Source organism: Novosphingobium sp. Sphag1I (assembly GCF_056279125.1).
Map to the genome: position 1 here is coordinate 223,532 of NZ_JBWBQS010000005.1, position 18,193 is coordinate 241,724.

Sequence of the window (18,193 nt, forward strand, 5' to 3'; positions counted from 1 at the left end):
CTGTTCAAGCCCGGCCGTTTTTAAAGGCCAAACAAATCCGTCGGCATCAGATCGTTGATCGTGACAAACACCATCAACGCCAACACGAAAGCAATCCCGGTGCGAAAAGCCCACTCCTGGCTCTTGGCATCCAATGGTTTGCGCCGCACTGCTTCGGCCACATAAAATGCTAAATGTCCACCATCCAGCGCCGGGATTGGCAGCAAATTGATGAATGCCAAATTAATTGAAATGAAAGCCGCGAAATAGACGAATTCCTGCCAGCCCAACGCCAGACGCTGGCCAGAGAATTTCGCGATCTTGACCGGCCCGCCCAGCTCCTTGATGCTGCGCTGACCAAACAGGATCTGGCGGATTCCGGTGACCATCGAACCCATGACGCCGATGGTCTGATCCCCGGCCATGGTCAACGATTCCACCGGCCCCAAACGGACCCGCTCCAGATTGCCGCCCTGTACACCCAACATGCCAACCCGGCTTTCATTGCCGAATTCATCATGCTGCACCGCACTGGGGATGGTCATGTTGAACGTCAGGCGCGCAGCCCCACGCTCAACCACAATCGCCGTCTGTTCGCCCGGAAAGGGCGCAATCAGCGGACGAATGTCTGAAAAGCTGTCAACCTTGGTGCCACCGATCGAAAGGATCCGGTCGCCCGTCTGCATGCCCACCTGTTGCGCCGCCGAATTTTGCGCGAATGCCGCCACCACCGGCGGGGCATAAATCCGGCCATAGGTGACGTTAAAGGCTGCAAAAATCAGCACCGCCACGATCAGATTCGTCGCAGGTCCGGCCAGAACGATCAGGAACCGCTGCCACAAAGGCTTGAAATGGAACCAGCCCTCGCGCTCCTTGATGTCCAGCGGGATCTTGTCCACCCCCGCCGAGGCCGGGTTCATATCCCCCGCAAACTGAACATAGCCGCCCAGCGGCAGCATCGAGATCTTCCACCGCGTCCCGCGCCGGTCGGTCCACCCCGCAATCTCGCGCCCGAAACCAATCGAAAAAGCCACCGCCTGAACACCGCACCAGCGGCCCACCAGATAGTGCCCCAATTCATGCACCATCACCAAAGGCCCCAGCAAAAGGCCAAAGGCGATGATGGTCATCAAGATCGACGGTTGCGCCATGATTCAGGCGATCTCCAGCAAGGCTGCGGCGTGGCGGCGGGCCTGCGCGTCAACCTCATGCACATCCTCAATAGCAGCCGGCGGCGGCGGCGCATAGGCGCTCAACACATCCTCGACCATTGTGGGAATGCGGGTAAAGCCGATGCGCCCGTTCAGGAAAGCATCGACGGCAATTTCATTCGCCGCATTCAGGACCGCAGGGATGCCCCCGCCCGCATGGGCCGCCTGCCGCGCCAGACGGGTCGCGGGAAAACGGGTTTCATCGGGCGCGCGGAACGTCAATTCCCCAATCGCGGCCAGATCGAGCTTATCCGACAACGGCGTTTCCATCCGCTCAGGCCAGGCAAGGCACGAGGCGATGGGCACGCGCATATCGGACGGCCCCAATTGCGCCAGCGTAGAACCATCGTGATATTCCACCATCGAATGGATAATCGATTGAGGATGCACGATGATGCGCAGCCGATCCAGCCCGACCGGGAACAAGTGATAGGCCTCGATGAATTCGAGCCCCTTGTTCATCATGCTGGCCGAATCGACGCTGATCTTGGCACCCATGCTCCAGTTGGGATGCTTGATCGCCTGCGCCGGGGTCGCGGTGTGCAACTGCTCCAGCGTCCAGTCGCGGAACGGACCGCCGCTGGCCGTCAACGTGATCCAGCGGACGTGATCGACCTTGTTCCCCGACAAGCATTGGAAAATGGCGTTATGCTCGGAATCAACCGGCAACAGCGTGGTGCCATGGCGCTTGACCGCCGCCAGCATCACTTCGCCCGCCGATACCAGCGCTTCCTTGTTGGCCAGCGCGACCGTCCGCCCCTGTTCAATCGCCGCCATCGTCGGGGCAAGGCCCGCACAACCGACGATCGAGGCCATCACGATATCGGCCGGACGCCGCGCCGCATCGACCAGAGCATCCGACCCGGCCGCCGCTTCAATACCCGATCCGGCCAAAGCCTCACGCAACGCAGGCAAAGCGGCCCCATCGGCGCATACCGCCACTTCGGCCTCAAACTCACGCGCCAATGCGGCCAAAGCCTGCGCATTGCCATTGGCGGTCAGCGCAACAACGCGCCAGTCACCGCGATTGCGGCGGATCAGATCCAGCGTGGAGGCGCCGATTGACCCCGTAGCGCCTAAAACGGAAATGGATCGCACTTAGAATCTTCCTACTGCGCCGATAACACCGGCAACGAACAGCACGGCGAGCAAACCGTCAACCCTGTCGAACAAACCGCCATGGCCCGGAATGAGATGGCCGGAATCCTTGACCCCTGCACGACGCTTCATCCAGCTTTCGAAAAAATCGCCGGTCTGGGCGATGATGGCGATGCAGGTGCCCATCGCCAAGGCTTGAGGAATAGTCGCCAATGGCGTCGGCCAACCGCCCAAAACACCAGCAGCCACGGAGGCCCCAAAAATACCCCCGCCAAGACCCGACCAAGTTTTACTTGGGCTAATCCTTGGAGCAATTTTCGGGCCACCAAACGTCCGCCCTGTGAAATAGGCTCCGATGTCCGTGAAGATGACCGATGCTACCACCATCAGCACCAGCAACAGCGCCTCTGCCCGCAATGTTATCAACATTTCACAGGCGAACCCGACGTAAGCCACCCCCGCCACCAGCCACAGCGCCCTGCCCCACCAGCTCGCCGCAATCGCTCGCGAAAGCTTGCTCCACTCCCACAAGACGCCCGTGGCGACCAGCAGCACGAAGACCATCCATGGCAAACCACCCAACCACAGGGCCAAACCCGCCACCGCCACCATCACGATGGCCGACAGCGTGCGCACCTTAAGGTCAGAGTTCTTTTTGGGCGCAACGGCCCCCTCGCCCGTCACATCAGGCGTTTCAACGGCCGCCAAAACGACGCTCCCGCTGGCCAAAGGCGCCAAGGGCATGGGCCAAATGGTCGGGCGTAAAATCGGGCCACAACACATCGGTGAACCACATTTCGGCATAGGCCGCCTGCCACAACAGGAAGTTCGACAGGCGCACCTCGCCGCTGGTGCGCACCACCAGATCGAGCGGCGGCAGACAGGCGGTGTCGAGTTCGGCCTCAATCGCTTCGGGCGTCACTTCGCCCTTGGCGGCGGCGGCGGCGGCGGCGCGGGCAATCTCTTGCTGGCTGCCGTAATTCAAAGCAATCGCCAGTGTCAGTTCACGATTGCCCGCCGTGCGCGCCATCGCGCCTTCGAGCAATTCGACAATATCAGGCGACAAAGCCTTGTAATCACCGATGATCTTGAGCCGAACGCCATTCCCGGCAATCTCATCCAGATCGCTGATGATGAAGCGCTTGAGCAGCCCCATCAAATCCGACACTTCCTGCTCCGGCCGACGCCAATTTTCGGACGAAAAGGCGTAAAGCGTCACCGCCTCCAGCCCCATGCCGCGCACACCGCGGATCAGGCGGCGCACCGCCTCAACCCCGCGCTGGTGGCCCAGCACGCGCGGCAAATGCCGCTTCTTTGCCCAGCGGCCATTGCCATCCATGATGATGGCCACATGGCGGACGCCGTGATCGGCGCCCCCATTGGCAGGCCCGGAAGCCGGAAGCAGCGCAGCGGTCACTTGCCCAGGATTTCCTTTTCCTTGGCCGCCGCAGCTTCATCAGCCGACTTGATCGCCTCATCGGTCAGCTTCTGCACTTCGGTTTCAGCGCGCTTGCGCTCGTCTTCCGAAATCAGCTTCTTGTTCTCGTCAGCTTTCAGCGCTTCCATGCCGTCACGACGCACGTTGCGGATGGCGATACGCGCGCCTTCGGCATATTTGCTGGCCAGTTTCGCCAGTTCCTTGCGGCGTTCCTCGGTCAGGTCGGGGATCGGCAGACGGATCGTGTTGCCATCGGTGATCGGGTTCAGCCCAAGTCCGGCCGAACGGATCGCCTTTTCCACCGGGGTCACGCTGGAACGGTCCCACACGGTGACGGTCAACATGCGCGATTCGGGCGCGGCCACCGTGGCGCAGGCGTTGAGCGGCATGTGGCTGCCATAGATTTCCACCGTGATGGGATCGAGCAGCGCGGTGTTGGCGCGGCCCGTGCGCAGACCCGACAGGTCGCCCTTCAGCGATTCCACCGCGCCCTTCATCCGGCGCTCAAGATCAGCCTTGTCATATTTGGGAGCAGCCATTGGTATTCTCCTGAATTACTGCACAATCGTCTGGGTGCCCTCACCCATCAACACGCGGGCCAGATTGCCACGCTCGCGGATCGAGAAGACGACGATCGGGATCTTGTTGTCACGACACAGGGCCACTGCACTGGCATCCATTACCTTGAGGTTATCGGCCAGAACAGTGTCATAATCTATGGTATCATAACGCTTTGCCGCAGGATCATGCTTGGGATCGGCATTATAGACGCCGTCCACGCTGGTCCCTTTAAGCAGAGCATCGCACCGCATTTCCGCCGCGCGCAAAGCAGCGCCGGAATCGGTGGTGAAATAAGGCGCACCAACACCGGCGGCAAAGATCACCACGCGGCCTTTTTCAAGGTGACGCTCGGCGCGGCGACGGATGACGGGTTCGCAAACCTTGTCCATTTCGATGGCCGATTGAACGCGCGTCGGCACGCCCAGTTGTTCGAGCGCATTCTGCATCGCCAAGGCGTTCATCACCGTGGCCAGCATGCCCATATAATCGGCCTGCGCCCGGTCCATACCCTTGGCCGCGCCGGCCATGCCGCGGAAGATATTGCCCCCGCCGATGACCAAACAGATCTCAAGCCCGCTTTCCTTGGCGGCCTTCACCTCGGCGGCCATTTCGGCCACAAATTCGGGATCGATGCCGAAAGGCTGGCTCCCCATCAACACTTCGCCCGAAAGTTTCAACAAAACGCGCTTGTATTGGGGTTGAGCCATGGTTCCGATCTATCCTTATGCTTCGCAAGCGCCCTTATACCGTGGCGTTGCCTGTGCCAAGGGCGCGCAAAAACTAATGCACACACGGATAGTAGAAACCCCGAAAATGACAAACAAAAAGGCCCGCCGTTTCCGGCGAGCCTTCCTGATTTCCTTGACGGAAAAGAAACTTACTTCAGGCCAGCGGCAGCAGCCACTTCGGCGGCGAAGTCGGTTTCTTCCTTTTCAATGCCTTCGCCCAGCTGGAAGCGGACATAGTCCACCAGCTTGATCGTGGCGCCAGCGGCCTTGGCAGCAGCGGCAACAACGTCCGAAACCGGGGTCTTGCCGTCCATCACGAACAGCTGCGACAGAAGAGCGTTTTCCTTGGCATACTTGGCCACGGCGCCTTCAATCATCTTGGCCTGAACGGCTTCGGGCTTGCCCGATTCCGCAGCCTTTTCAGCAGCGATCTTGCGCTCGCGCTCGATCAGCGAAGCGTCGAGATCTTCAGCCGACAAGGCCAGCGGGAAAGCGGCGGCAATGTGCATGCCGATCTGCTTGCCCAGGGGTTCCAGAACGTCAGCCGGAGCGCTGCCTTCCAGAGCGACCAGCACGCCGATCTTGCCCAGGTTGGGGGCGGCAGCGTTGTGCATGTAGGCGACAACCACGCCTTCGCTGACCGAAACGGCCTTGATGCGACGGACCTGCTGGTTTTCACCGATCGTGGCAACGTTGCTGGTCAGCTTTTCGCCAACCGTGCCGCCGTCAGGGTACGCAGCAGCCTTGAGAGCTTCGACATCGGTGATGTCGCCGTTCAGGGCAGCTTCGGTCGTCTTGCGCACAAAGTCCTGGAACTGGTCGTTCTTGGCAACGAAGTCAGTTTCCGAGTTCACTTCAACCGCGATGCCCTTGGTGCCGGCAATGGCCAGACCCACGAGACCTTCAGCAGCGGTGCGGCTCGACTTCTTGGCGGCAGCAGCCAGACCCTTGGCGCGCAGCGCGTCAACGGCAGCTTCCATGTCGCCATTGGCTTCCTTGAGCGCCTTCTGGCAATCCATCATGCCAGCGCCAGTGCGTTCGCGCAGGTTCTTCACGTCGGCGGCAGTAAAGGCCATGTCCGATAGTCCTTAGACAAGAGTTTTATACAGATGCGCCGGGCCACATGGACCCGGCGCGTTCCAATTTTGTGACGGGGTCGTTTTGGCAACCCCGCTCCAAAGGCTGATTAGCCTTCGACCACTTCTTCAGCGACCGGCTCGGCCATGGCGCCGATGTCCGCGCCCGAAGCGACCACAGCAGCGCGGTTGCCCTTGGTGGCAGCAGCAGCAACAGCGTCGCAGTACAGGCGGATAGCGCGCGAGGCGTCATCGTTGGCGGGGATCGGGAAAGCAATGCCTTCGGGCGAAACGTTCGAGTCGAGGATCGCAACGACCGGGATACCCAGCACGTTGGCTTCCTTGATCGCCAGCTCTTCCTTGTTGGCGTCGATCACGAACATCACATCCGGAATGCCGCCCATGTCGCGGATACCGCCCAGCGACAGTTCCAGCTTGTCGCGTTCACGCGTCAGCTGCAGGATTTCCTTCTTGGTCAGGCCCGAAGTCGCGCTCGACAGGCGTTCTTCAAGGGTCTTGAGACGCTTGATCGACTGCGAGATCGTCTTCCAGTTGGTGAGCATGCCGCCCAGCCAGCGGTGGTTGACGAAGTGCTGACCAGCAGCACGAGCGGCTTCAGCGATGGGCTCCTGGGCCTGGCGCTTGGTGCCAACGAACAGAACCTTGCCGCCGGCCTGAACGGTGGCCGAGATGAATTCCAGAGCGCGGCTGAACAGCGGCACGGTCTGCGACAGGTCGAGAATGTGGATGCCGTTGCGCGCGCCGAAGATGTACGGCTTCATACGCGGGTTCCAACGGTGGGTCTGGTGGCCAAAGTGGGCACCGGCTTCGATAAGCTGCTGAATCGTGACGACAGGAGCCGCCATAGGTAATTCCCTTCCGGTTGTTCCTCTGAGGCGCTGGAACCGTGCGGCCAAGGTCGAAAGACCCGAAATCCCGCTGCGGCACCGGTGAAAGTGCGCCCCATGTGGGGTGGCCCAAGGTTGCGAAATCCGCAGGATAGCGAATCTCTTTGTTCTCGGGTGCCGCGCCCTTAGCGCCTGCGGCCCGAATAATCCAGACCCATTTTGGATGTCGGCGTGATGAAGGCACCGCAAGGAATCTTCAACTCACCGCAAAAAGCGCTTGACCGACGGGAACAATGGTGGAACAAAGTGCATACAGAACGGAACACGGAAAGGTCCGGATAGGAACCGTTCAAACTCTTAATGGTTATCCACATGTTGTACACAGGGTCATTCGCCGCATCAAGCCGCGCCTGACCGGATGGACAAAGGACTATACCGCGATGCTGACTCTTGTGATCAATGGCATGACCGGCCTTATTGCCGCCCTTGTTATCGTTTCGGTGATCCAGAGCGCTCGCGCTTTCATCCCTGCGTGGAAAAAACTGCATGCAGAGGTCAAGCGGCTTGAACAGGGAAGCATCATTCACGCCTCGCTGCGCGAGGTGACGGCGGCAGATTTGGATCGCCTGTCGGCACCGGCGCCGGCGTTTGCGGTACATATTGAAAGACCGGCGGTTAAGCCGGTCTCCCTTATTCCCCAGAATCGGCGCGCGCTTCGCTCACCCTTGCTCCACGCGGTCGCTTGACCCTTGCATACATGATCAACCCCACCGGGATCAGGATCAGATAGGCAACGCAAATCCCCACCAGCGTAAACCATGGCTCGCTGAGCAAAGCGGCAAAAACGATGCCGAACAAAGCCAGCAATTCCAAGCGAACCGAACGGCGCGGACGGATGGATTTCCAGCTGAGTGTCGGAATGGCCGAGATCAGCAGGAACGCATTGAACGCCAGCCAGACGCCGACGATGCGCGGATCGCGAAAGATCGGATTGCCCGAAACATCGCCACCGCTGGCAATCCAAAGATAGATCGGCAGGAAAGCCAGCCCGGCCCCAACAGGCGCGGGAACGCCGGTCAGGAAACCAGCCTGCTTACGCGGCTCATCGGGCATATCGATGCGGGCATTGAAACGGGCAAGGCGCAACGCCATGCAGATCGCAAAAGCCAGAGCCGCAAACCAGCCCAGACGCGGAACGTCCTTCAACGACCATAGGAACACGATCAGCGCAGGTGCGACACCAAAGGAAATGGCGTCGGCCAGACTGTCAAGTTCGGCACCAAAGCGGGATTGCGCCTTGAGCAAGCGGGCAATCCGGCCATCGATGCCATCAAGCACCCCGGCTAGAATGACCGCCAGCACCGACTTTTCCCAATCGCCTTGAATGGCAAAGCGGATGCCCGTCAGTCCGCAACACAGCGCAGCAGAAGTAATGGCATTGGGCGCCAAAGCCCTCAGCGTCAGCCCACCGGGCATACGCTTTTGCCAACGCGGTCCATCACTCACTGGCTTACGCCCTCGATCAGGCCGACCTCACCGATTTCGGCCAGAATGGTTTCACCGGCCACCGTGCGCTGACCCAGCAGCACCTTGGGTTCGGTCCCTTCGGGCAAATAGACGTCGACGCGGCTGCCGAAACGGATCAGGCCAACGCGTTGGCCTGCGCCGATAATATCACCCGGCTTGACGAAAGGCACGATGCGGCGTGCGACAAGGCCCGCGATCTGGGTAAAGCCGATCATCGCGCCATTGCCGCGATCAATCAGGATATGCTGGCGCTCGTTCTCTTCGCTGGCCTTGTCGAGGTCAGCGTTCAGGAACTTGCCGGGAATATAGATGACACGGGTCACGGTGCCGCTGATCGGTGCGCGATTGATGTGAACATCAAACACGCTCATGAAAATCGACACGCGCGTGACAAGGCCATCGCCAAGGCCCGGCGTACCGGTGCCATCTTCCATGGTCAGCTCACGAGGCGGCGCAACCTTTTGAATCAGCGTGATCAGGCCGTCAGCGGGCGCCACAACATAGCGGTCACCGCGCGGCGTCACGCGCAGGGGGTCGCGGAAAAACGCGCAAATCCCATAGGTTAAAATACCAAGCGGCCATGCCAACAAGCTCCACCCCATAAGCGCCGCCAAAAGGCAGGCAAGGGCAGAAACCGCAGCAAATTTGCGCGCTTCGGGGTGTACGGCGGGCCAATGCCATCCGGCAGTGCCACGCCCCTGGTTATCAAGAATTTCTCCGGGCATAGTCTCGTTCTCTAGGGCCTCGATTGGCCGCCTGCAAGCGCCGCCTGTCGCCTACCCCCAGATAGCTGTTGGCCAAGGCCGGTTTGCGACTTCTGCGGTCAGGCGTCTTCCTCAACAACCTCAACGATTTCGAAGACATAGCTCTTCCAACCGCGCATCTTTGCGCCTTCCGACGCGGCCGTCTTTAACCGCGTTGCGTCGGCCAGCGACCGCGTGTGGCCCCAGAACACCTCGGTCTTGCCATTGGCCAATTCGGCCACAATGCGCCAGTAATGGGTGAAACGGTCGCTGGTCGGACCGATCCGCTTGACATAGCCATCGGGCATGGTGGCGGTCAGATAACGCTTCTTCTTGGCCATGCCCGTGCGCCTAGCAGATCAATCAGTCTTCATCATCACCAATCCACAAATGGTGGCTGTCGATGCGCAAACGTGTGATCGCGGCATGGGCGTCGCCGCGCGCAATGCTTTCCGCGCGGGCCGCATCCTGACTTTGCCGCTCGGCCAAAAGCAGTTCGGACAGATCGAGCGCCCCGCCCTGAAACCCGCGGCGAACCTTGAGCAAGGCCGCATCCTGCGCCTTGCGGCTCGCGTCCGCCCGTTCCCATGCGTGCAGCGCAGCCTGCGCACCGGCCAGATCGGAATCGGCAGTTTCCTGCAAAGATCGGCGCACCGCCTGAAGATCAGCCCCGGCCGCCGCCGCATTCGCCCCCGCCTGATCGGCCAGAGCGCTGCGTCGCCCATTGCCAAAGGGCATGATGAAGATCAGCCCAGCCCCGCGTTCGATCCCGCCCTTGTCGGAAAATACGCGCACCCCCACCTGCGGATCGGCCAATTTATCCGCCCGCGCGCGCTCAGCGCTGGCGTCGGCCATATGCGCGGTTGCTTCTGCCGCCGCAATTTCGTGGCTGCGGGCAAAGACCAGATCGCGCAAATGGGTCAAGCCGCCTTCCGGCTCATGCGGCATCGGGATGATGGGCGGGTGTTCGGGCAGAGTCATGGCGGGAAATTGCGCCTGCAAACGGCTGCGCGCCACCTTTTCCCGTCCGCTCGAACGTTCCGCCGCCAGACGCGCCGCCTCCAGGGCAGCCAAAGTCTGATCCGCCTCCAGCACGGACGCATCGCGCAATTCCACGCGCCGTTTGACCGCCGACAGCAAGGATTGGTAATTGGTCACACTGTCCCGGTCGACCTGCGCCTCGCTGGCCGCCGACAACCACGCCCACCAATAGTCGGCCAGCATCAGCGCGGTTTGATGGCGCACATCCTCGGCGCGGTTCTTCTGCGCGGTCAGACCATATTGCCCGATTTCCCGGTCCAAACGCACCTTGCCGGGCCAGCGCACGCCTTTGGTCAGTTGCGCCTCAAACTCGTCAAAAACGCTTTCCTGAACAATCGATCGACGGTTGTACGAGGTCTGAAGGTTGTAGTCATAGGGACCACGTTCCAGCACATGCATTTCCGCCTCGGCGGCGCGGGTGCGTGCGTTCGCAGCCTCAACGCCGGGATGGCTGGCCAAGGCCTGCGCCACGGCGGCGGGATCCGGCAGTCCCGGTTCGGCCACCACCGCCGCCATCACCGGCAAAGGCATCAGGAACAGGGCGAGCGAAACAAACTTACGCATCGGCTTTCTCCGTGCGGGATTCGCCAAATCGTTCATACAGGATCGGCAACAGAACCAGCGTCAGCAGCGTCGAGGTGAACAGCCCCCCGATCACCACAATGGCCAGAGGCTTTTGAATTTCCGAACCCGGCCCGGTGGCAAACAACAAAGGCACAAGGCCAAAGGCGGCAATCGTGGCCGTCATCATCACCGGGCGCAGGCGGCGGCGCGCGCCCACCTGAACGGCCTGCGCCAGATCCATCCCGCCTTCACGCAATTGGCGGAAATAGCTGACCATCACCAAGCCGTTGAGCACGGCAATCCCCAGCAGCGCGATAAAGCCCACCGAGGCCGGAACCGAGAGATATTCCCCCGACGCCGCCAGCGACACCATGCCCCCCACCAGCGCAAAGGGAATATTGACCAGAATGAGCAGCGAGGCGCGCACCGAGGAAAGCGTGGCGTAGAGCACGACAAAGATCATCAGCAAAGCAATCGGCAGCACCACCGAGAGCCGGGCCGAAGCACGCTGCTGGTTCTCAAACTGACCGCCCCAGACGAGGCGGTAGCCCTGCGGCAATTTGACATTGGCATTGATGTCGGCCTTGGCCTGCTGAACATAGCCGACCAGATCGCGGCCGCTGACAAAGGCCTGAACCAGAGCAAAGCGTGAGCCGTTTTCATGCTCAACCTTGACCGGGCCTTCGGTGCGTTCGACCTTGGCCACATCGCTGGCGCGGACCAACTGGCCGGTCGGACTGCGATAGAGGCGGTCGGCAAAGCTGGCGGGATTGGCGCTTTCGCCCTCACCCCGGATCAGGATCGGCACGCGGCGCAAACCGTCGGCCACGACGCCCGAACGAACGCCCTCCAATTCCGAACGCATCGCATCCTGAAGCGTATCAAGAGGCATGCCAACCCGGCCCGCCGCGGTGCGGTCGATGTCGATCTGAAGGTAATCCACCTTGTCATTGGCCATGGTCAGCGCCTCGCTGGTGCCGGGAATCGCGCGCAGGCGGCGCTGAACCTCTTCGGCCAGACGACCCAGTTCGGCGCTGTCGGGACCAAAGATGCGGATCGCCAGATCGCCGCGCGCGCCGGTCAGCATTTCGGAAATGCGCATTTCAATCGGCTGGGTGAAACTGGTTTCCACACCGGGCAGATTGGACACGGCCTTGCGGATCTGATTGACCAGCCATTCCTTGTCCCCGACGCGCCATTCGCTGCGGGGCTTGAGGATGACGAAACTGTCGGTTTCATTCAGGCCCATCGGATCGAGCCCCAATTCGTCCGAACCCGTGCGCGAGATGACATTGGCCACTTCGGGCACCTGCGACATGATCGCCTTTTGCGCGGCCCGGTCGATCTCCATACTGTGCGGCAAGGAAATGGAGGGCAGCTTGGTCAACTGAACGATGCTTGACCCTTCATCCATCGTGGGCAGAAAGATCGTGCCCGTGACCGAATAGGCCCCCACGGCCACCACCAGCGACAGGCCCGCGGCCACGAAAACCGACTTGCGATGGGCAAAGGCCCAATCGAGCAAGCGGCCATAGCGCGGCGCCAATTGGCGCATCAGCCAAGGTTCGTGATGGGCGACATCATGCCCTTCGGTCTTTTTCAGGCCAAAGAAGGACAGGACCGGCACCAATGTCAGCGCCAGCAGCAAAGCCGAAAGCAACGCCAGCACGATGGTCAGCGCCACCGGGGCAAACAGTTTACCCTCCAACCCTTCAAGCGTGAGGAGAGGCAGGAACACCAGCGCGATAATGGCAAGGCCGCTGGCCACGGGCGTTGCAACCTCTGCCGAAGCGGCAAAAACATTATGCAGGCGTGAGGATGAAGCATGACGGGGATCGTTCAAACGCTCCACCACATTTTCCACCACCACGACCGCACCGTCGACCAGCATCCCCACCGCGATGGCAAGGCCGCCAAGGCTCATCAGATTGGCCGTCAACCCGACCGCGCGCATCGCGATAAAGGTCAGCAACACCGCCATCGGCAAGGCCAGCGCGACGATGACCGAGGCCCGCACATCGCCAAGAAACAGCAGCAGCAGCACGACCACCAACAGCGTCGCCTCAATCAAAGCCTCTTCGACCGTCCCGACGGCGCGCTCGATCAGATCCGAACGGTCGTAAAAAGTAACTACCTTCATGCCTTTGGGAAGGCTGGGTTTCAACTCCTCCAGACGCGCTTTGACGCCATCGACGATCTTGGCCGCGTCCACGCCGCGCAATCCGATCACGATGCCTTCGACCGCCTCGCCCCGCGCGCCCTGACTGACCGCGCCATAGCGGGTCAGCGCGCCGATGCGCACCCGCGCCACATCGCCAACGCGAACGACGCGCCCGGTCGCCGATTTGACCACCACCGCCGACAAATCCGCCACGTTGCGAATTGCGCCCGATGAACGCACGATCAACGCTTCCTCACCGGCCACAAGACGCCCGGCGCCATCGTTGCGGTTGGACGTGTTGATCGCCTCGGACAAGTCGCTCACCGTCAGGCCGGCCGCCGCCAAGGCCTGATTGTCGGGCACGACCTCATAGCTTTCGGCCAGACCGCCCAGCGAATTGACATCCGCCACCCCCGGCACCGTGCGCAGCGCGGGACGGATCACCCAATCGAGCGTGCGGCGCTTTTCCATCAGGTCCTGCGGCCCCTCGATGGTGAACATGAACATATCAGTCAAAGGCGTCGCAATCGGGGCCAGACCACCGCTGACGGTCGAGGGCAGATTGCCCATCACGCCCGTCAGGCGTTCGTTGACCTGATTGCGCGCCCAGTAGATGTCGGTGCTGTCGTCGAAATTGATCGTGACATCGGCAATCGCATATTTGGCCACAGAGCGTAGAACGGTCTGATGCGGAATGCCCAGCATTTCCATTTCGATGGGGGCGACGACGCGGCTTTCCACCTCTTCGGGCGTCATGCCGGGGGCCTTCAGAATCACCTTGACCTGTGTCGAGGAAATGTCGGGAAAGGCGTCAATCGGCAGGTTGAGAAAGGACCACACCCCGACCCCGGCCAACCCCAGAGCCAGCGCCAGAACGGCAAGCCGGGCGGCCAGCGCCCGTTCGACCAGTTTGCGCAACATGGCTCAGGCCCCTGTAAAAATGGCTTTGAGTTCGGCCACGCCTTTGGTGACCACCTGGGCATTGGCGTTCAGGCCGCCCCCGATCACCATGCGCCCGCCGCTCTCACCCGCGACCGTCACGGTCTGGCGGCGGAAATTCTTGCCCTCGCGGACAAAGACCACATCCTTGCCATCGATATTGGCCACGGCATTGCGAGGCACGCTGACACCCTTGGCCTTTTCGGCGGGGGCCTCGATAATCGCCGTCACACCCTTGCCGGGGATCAGGCCGGAATCGCCCGCCACACTGGCCCGCGCCACCAATGAACGCGATATCGGGTCGAGCGAGGCGCCGACCGAGAGCAATTTGCCCGTTACGCGCCGACCATCCTGTTCAACCGCCACCGGCATGCCGGGGTACAATTGGCCCGCCAGCCTTTGCGGCAATTGCAGGTCAAGGCGCAGGGCCGCAACATTTTCCACGACAAATGGCGCGCCCTCGGTGCTGACCGCGCCGCCGGTTTCCACGCCCACACTGGCCACGCGCCCCGCAATCGGCGAACGCAGCGTCACCGTGCCATCGCGCGAGGCCCCGCCCAGCGCCAGCAAGCGCCGATTTTCCGCCAGCGTCGCCTGAACTGCGCGCAGATTGGCAACCGCTTCCTCGGCGCGTGATGGGGCAATGACGCCTTCACGCGCCAGTTGGGTCAGGCGTTGCGCATTGGCCTGTGCCACGGGCAATTCGGCCTGAGAACGCGCCATGGCGCCGCTGTATTGCACCGATTCGGCGGCCTTGACGACGCCCAGCACCGCACCCTTTGCCACCTGCTGCCCCGGAATGACCAGCACCCGGACCGCCGTGCCGCCAAAGGGAGACGTTACCGCCACGCGCGCTTCGGGCGGCAGGGAAACCGTGCCCGGCACGCTGGCCAAGGGGATGGGCGCATCGCCGATCGCGGCCTCCACCACAATGCCCAACTGACCCACCTGCGCATCACTCAGCGCCACAAGGTCGCCCTTGGGAGAAGGCGCTTCGGGCGCGGCCTCCTCGCTCTGGCGCGAACAGGCGGTAAGCAGGGCGAGCGCGGCACAGGCCGCCAGCAGAGAGTTTTTGGGCATCATGGGCGTCGCCATGGCCCATGAAGCTGACAGGAACTTGTCAGTTTCGTGTGGCAGGTCCATGAGACATGACGCAAACGGAAATGGGGACAAAGGGCTTGCGCCTGTTGTTGATCGAGGATGACGGCGAGTTGGCAAGCCGGCTGAGTAATCGGCTGCGCGATGCGGGCTTTGCCGTGGATGTGGCCGGATCACAGGCCGATGGCGAAGGGTGGCCCGATCTGGACAAGATTGCCGCGATCATCCTCGACCTCGGACTGCCCGACGGCAATGGGCTGGACCTGTTGCGATACTGGCGGGCGCGGCGGGTGGATTGCCCGGTACTGATCCTGACCGCGCGCGGCAGTTGGCAGGACAAGGTCGAAGGCTTGAACGCGGGCGCCGATGATTTCGTGGTGAAACCTGTGCGTTTCGAAGAACTGCTGGCGCGGCTTCACGCATTACTGCGGCGGCACAGCGGGCAAAGGGCGCAATGGATCGAGGCGGGCGGGGTTCGACTGGACCCGGTTGGCCGCAATGCAGAGGTCGATGGCGCGCCGCTTTCCCTTTCCAAACAGGAGTTTCGCCTGCTGCAACTGTTCCTGCGCCGCCCCGGTCAGGTTCTGGCGCAGGGCGACATCCTTGAGCATCTCTATGATCTGGGCGCGGAACGCGATCTCAACGCGGTCGAGGTCTTGATCAGCCGCCTGCGCCGCAAGGTGGGGGCCACCCGGATCAAAACCCTGCGCGGCCTTGGCTATAGGTTCGAAGCATGAAGCGGATGCTGATCCCCGCCCGTTTTGCCGCGCATAGCCTGCGCCTGCGTTTCCTGCTGGCCATCCTGTTCTGGGTGGCGCTGGGCATCGGCGGCATCTGGTATTCGGCGACGCGGGTTTTCACCCGCCATATCGAGGCGCAATATCACGACGAGCTTTACGGCCATGTCCGCGAACTGGCCGGATTGGTGAATATTTCCAAGGACAGCCACCTATCGCTGTCACGCCCCCTGTCCGACCCACGCTATCTGGAGCCGATGTCGGGCTATTACTGGCAGGTTTCCGTACACAAGGGCGACCGCATCCATTCCGCATCCATGGTGCGCGGCGTGATTGACGAGGACATTGCCCATTCGCCCGAAATTTTCCATTCGATCGACAATGGCCCAACCGGCAAGACGATCGCCTATGGCTTTACCGGCTTTACCCCCGACGGTCGCGTCGTTCATTATGTGATCGCGGTCGACAAACGCTATCTCGACAATGCCATTGCCAATTTCACGCGGGAATTGACGCTGTGGCTGTCGGCTTTGGCGGCGGCTTTGCTGATCACGGGCTATGCGGTGGTCCTGTTCGGCCTGCGCCCGCTCAACCGATTGGCCACCGCCATCGGGCAATTGCGCGAAGGCACCAGCGCCCGCCTCGAAGGTGCCTATCCGGCCGAAATCGCGCCTCTGGTCGAGGACTTGAACGCCTATATCGCGGGCAATGAGGCCGTGATCGAACGCGCGCGGGTGGAGGCGGGCAATCTGGCCCATGGTTTGCGCACCCCTCTGGCCGTCATTACGGACGAAGCAGAGCGTCTGGCCCGCCAGCCTGAAAGCGAAAGGGCCGCGCGTGCCTTGCTGGATCAGGCGCATGTCATGGTGCAACAGATCGACTTTCGCCTTGCCCGCACCCGGTCGGCGGCGGGCGCAAGGGCATCGCTGAAAATCAGCCATTTGCCCGAAGCGCTGTTGCCCGTGTTGTCGGCCATGCGCAAATTGCACCCAGATCGCGTGTTTGAACTCAACGCCCCCGAACCGGTGCGTATGGCCATTGACCCGGTTGACCTGTCCGAACTTGTGTCCAATCTGCTGGACAATGCGGGCAAATGGGCGCGTCACAAGGTGGTCCTGTCCATCACCCAAGGGCCGCGCATCACCGTGGTCGATGACGGTCCGGGCATGAGCGAGGGGCAAATCGCCAAGGCCTGTGAGATCGGCAGTCGGTTTGACGAACATATGCCCGGCAGCGGCCTAGGCCTTGCGATTGCCCGCGATATTGCCGAGGCCTATGGGTTCACGCTGCGGCTTTCGACGACGCCTGGTGGCGGCCTGATGGCGGAACTGGCATGAGGGTCATCCTGCAAGTCGTTGCCATCCTTGCCTTTTATGGTGCAGGCGACGCGCTGGCACGCCTTTCCTACTCCCCCCTGCCCGGCAGCGTGGTTGGGCTTGGACTGATATTGCTGGCCTTTCGTTTTCGGCTGCTGCGCCCCGAACATTTGCGAGAGGGCGCGCTGGCCTTGCTGGGGCGGATGCTGCTGTTTTTCGTGCCCGCGGTGCCTGCGATCATCGACCATCCCGAATTTTTCGGCATGTTGGGCGTCCAATTGCTGCTGGTTGTGGTCTGCGGCACTTTGATGGTGATGGCCGTAACCGGGATGGTGGTGCAAATGGTCGCACGTCAGGATTATGGCGATGGTTGACCCTGTCGCTATCGCTATGTGGTCAACCTTGACGCTGGGCACATTTGCCTGTGCGCGATCGATCCACAGGCGCTGGACGCGGTGGTGGCTGATGCCGCTGATCACCGCGCCAGTAATGATCGCCACCATCCTGATCCTGTTTCACATACCCTATGCCGCCTATCGCGCCGGGTCGGGCTGGCTGCTCTGGATGCTGGGGCCAAGTGTTACGGCCTTTGCCATACCGATTTACGATCAACGCGCGATGATCGCTCGATATTGGCGCCCCCTCGCCGCCGGAATGGTTGCGGGCAGCGCCACGTCCATTCTCTCGGCATGGACCTTGGCGGGCGCCTTGGGCATTGACGGCACGCTGCGCCTATCGCTCTTGCCCCGGTCGATCAGCACGCCCTTTGCCATGGCCGTTTCGGGCCAGATTGGCGGAATTCCTGAATTAACCGCCGTCTTTGTCATCGCAACCGGCATTTTGGGTGCCTTGTTGGGCGAAATCGCCATTCAACATTCACGCCCGCGCAACCCGACGGCACAGGGCGCGATGGTGGGCGTGACCGCCCATGCCATCGGCACGGCGCAAATTCAAACCGCACACCCCCATGCCGGCGCAATCGCAGGCCTGTCCATGGTCCTGACAGGCCTGCTCAATCTGGCGCTGACGCCGGTGGCATTGTGGTGGTTTCACGTTTGAAAAACCGGACGAATTGAATTCAAAACCGTTGCATCCTTGCCCCGGCGCGCAAAAACCTTGTCGGCCTGT

Annotated in this window: 19 protein-coding genes; 5 read left to right on the top strand and 14 right to left on the bottom strand. The window is 61.6% G+C overall.

Translation table 11 applies throughout. The features are described from left to right. Positions 1 to 20: 20 nt before the first annotated feature. From rseP to rpsB, 8 genes are all read right to left on the bottom strand, one after another. The gene (gene rseP, locus ACZ9HU_RS07820) at positions 21 to 1,109 is read right to left on the bottom strand and encodes an RIP metalloprotease RseP (RefSeq protein ID WP_476104113.1); all 1,089 of its coding nucleotides are present in this window, start codon (positions 1,107 to 1,109) and stop codon (positions 21 to 23) included. Positions 1,110 to 1,133: 24 nt separating this feature from the next. Continuing rightward, entirely contained in the window at positions 1,134 to 2,288 is a 1,155-nt protein-coding gene (locus ACZ9HU_RS07825; RefSeq protein ID WP_476104114.1) for a 1-deoxy-D-xylulose-5-phosphate reductoisomerase, read from the bottom strand. Beyond that, on the bottom strand, positions 2,289 to 2,996 hold the full coding sequence (locus ACZ9HU_RS07830; protein WP_476104115.1) for a phosphatidate cytidylyltransferase: 708 nt from the start codon (positions 2,994 to 2,996) through the stop codon (positions 2,289 to 2,291). It abuts the gene before it with no gap. Beyond that, complete coding sequence (gene uppS / locus ACZ9HU_RS07835; RefSeq protein WP_476104197.1) at positions 2,983 to 3,627, bottom strand: polyprenyl diphosphate synthase; 645 nt, start codon at positions 3,625 to 3,627, stop codon at positions 2,983 to 2,985. The genes ACZ9HU_RS07830 and uppS overlap by 14 nt, the downstream gene beginning before the upstream one ends. A 74-nt stretch (positions 3,628 to 3,701) precedes the next feature. Beyond that, on the bottom strand, positions 3,702 to 4,265 hold the full coding sequence (gene frr, locus ACZ9HU_RS07840) for a ribosome recycling factor (RefSeq protein WP_476104116.1): 564 nt from the start codon (positions 4,263 to 4,265) through the stop codon (positions 3,702 to 3,704). Between the two features lie 15 nt (positions 4,266 to 4,280). After that, positions 4,281 to 4,994: a UMP kinase gene (pyrH, locus tag ACZ9HU_RS07845; protein ID WP_476104117.1), complete on the bottom strand. Its 714-nt coding sequence runs from the start codon at positions 4,992 to 4,994 to the stop codon at positions 4,281 to 4,283. Positions 4,995 to 5,164: 170 nt separating this feature from the next. Beyond that, the gene (gene tsf, locus ACZ9HU_RS07850; protein ID WP_476104118.1) at positions 5,165 to 6,091 is read right to left on the bottom strand and encodes a translation elongation factor Ts; all 927 of its coding nucleotides are present in this window, start codon (positions 6,089 to 6,091) and stop codon (positions 5,165 to 5,167) included. A 110-nt stretch (positions 6,092 to 6,201) separates the two neighbouring features. After that, a complete protein-coding gene (gene rpsB, locus ACZ9HU_RS07855) occupies positions 6,202 to 6,957 on the bottom strand; it encodes a 30S ribosomal protein S2 (protein WP_476104119.1) in 756 nt (251 codons plus the stop codon). Positions 6,958 to 7,232: 275 nt separating this feature from the next. On the opposite strand from rpsB, the gene ACZ9HU_RS07860 reads away from it, so the two are divergent. Further along, positions 7,233 to 7,685, top strand: coding sequence for a hypothetical protein (locus tag ACZ9HU_RS07860; protein ID WP_476104120.1), 453 nt, complete (start codon positions 7,233 to 7,235; stop codon positions 7,683 to 7,685). On the opposite strand, the gene ACZ9HU_RS07865 is transcribed toward ACZ9HU_RS07860, so the two are convergent. The 6 genes from ACZ9HU_RS07865 to ACZ9HU_RS07890 form a co-directional block, all read right to left on the bottom strand. After that, the gene (locus ACZ9HU_RS07865) at positions 7,630 to 8,415 is read right to left on the bottom strand and encodes a CDP-alcohol phosphatidyltransferase family protein (protein ID WP_476104198.1); all 786 of its coding nucleotides are present in this window, start codon (positions 8,413 to 8,415) and stop codon (positions 7,630 to 7,632) included. The genes ACZ9HU_RS07860 and ACZ9HU_RS07865 overlap by 56 nt on opposite strands. Positions 8,416 to 8,441: 26 nt before the next feature. Beyond that, a complete protein-coding gene (locus ACZ9HU_RS07870) occupies positions 8,442 to 9,191 on the bottom strand; it encodes a phosphatidylserine decarboxylase (RefSeq protein WP_476104121.1) in 750 nt (249 codons plus the stop codon). 98 nt (positions 9,192 to 9,289) lie between these two features. Then, the gene (locus ACZ9HU_RS07875) at positions 9,290 to 9,550 is read right to left on the bottom strand and encodes a hypothetical protein (RefSeq protein WP_476104122.1); all 261 of its coding nucleotides are present in this window, start codon (positions 9,548 to 9,550) and stop codon (positions 9,290 to 9,292) included. A gap of 22 nt (positions 9,551 to 9,572) precedes the next feature. Continuing rightward, complete coding sequence (locus ACZ9HU_RS07880; protein ID WP_476104123.1) at positions 9,573 to 10,814, bottom strand: TolC family protein; 1,242 nt, start codon at positions 10,812 to 10,814, stop codon at positions 9,573 to 9,575. Then, positions 10,807 to 13,896: an efflux RND transporter permease subunit gene (locus ACZ9HU_RS07885; RefSeq protein ID WP_476104124.1), complete on the bottom strand. Its 3,090-nt coding sequence runs from the start codon at positions 13,894 to 13,896 to the stop codon at positions 10,807 to 10,809. Before ACZ9HU_RS07885 ends, ACZ9HU_RS07880 begins: the two co-directional genes overlap by 8 nt. Positions 13,897 to 13,899: 3 nt before the next feature. Further along, positions 13,900 to 15,057, bottom strand: coding sequence for an efflux RND transporter periplasmic adaptor subunit (locus ACZ9HU_RS07890; RefSeq protein WP_476104125.1), 1,158 nt, complete (start codon positions 15,055 to 15,057; stop codon positions 13,900 to 13,902). 5 nt (positions 15,058 to 15,062) lie between these two features. Between ACZ9HU_RS07890 and ACZ9HU_RS07895 the strand changes: the two genes are divergently transcribed. Genes ACZ9HU_RS07895 through ACZ9HU_RS07910 form a run of 4 tightly spaced genes read left to right on the top strand, consistent with a single transcriptional unit; the run spans position 15,063 to position 18,124 of the window. Next, positions 15,063 to 15,749, top strand: coding sequence for a response regulator transcription factor (locus ACZ9HU_RS07895; RefSeq protein WP_476104126.1), 687 nt, complete (start codon positions 15,063 to 15,065; stop codon positions 15,747 to 15,749). Further along, on the top strand, positions 15,746 to 17,086 hold the full coding sequence (locus ACZ9HU_RS07900; protein WP_476104127.1) for a sensor histidine kinase: 1,341 nt from the start codon (positions 15,746 to 15,748) through the stop codon (positions 17,084 to 17,086). The genes ACZ9HU_RS07895 and ACZ9HU_RS07900 overlap by 4 nt, the downstream gene beginning before the upstream one ends. Further along, positions 17,083 to 17,439 (top strand): CidA/LrgA family protein, encoded by a 357-nt coding sequence (locus ACZ9HU_RS07905; RefSeq protein ID WP_476104128.1) that lies wholly within the window; start codon positions 17,083 to 17,085, stop codon positions 17,437 to 17,439. The genes ACZ9HU_RS07900 and ACZ9HU_RS07905 overlap by 4 nt, the downstream gene beginning before the upstream one ends. Next, a complete protein-coding gene (locus ACZ9HU_RS07910) occupies positions 17,432 to 18,124 on the top strand; it encodes an LrgB family protein (RefSeq protein WP_476104129.1) in 693 nt (230 codons plus the stop codon). The genes ACZ9HU_RS07905 and ACZ9HU_RS07910 overlap by 8 nt, the downstream gene beginning before the upstream one ends. Positions 18,125 to 18,193 lie beyond the last annotated feature (69 nt).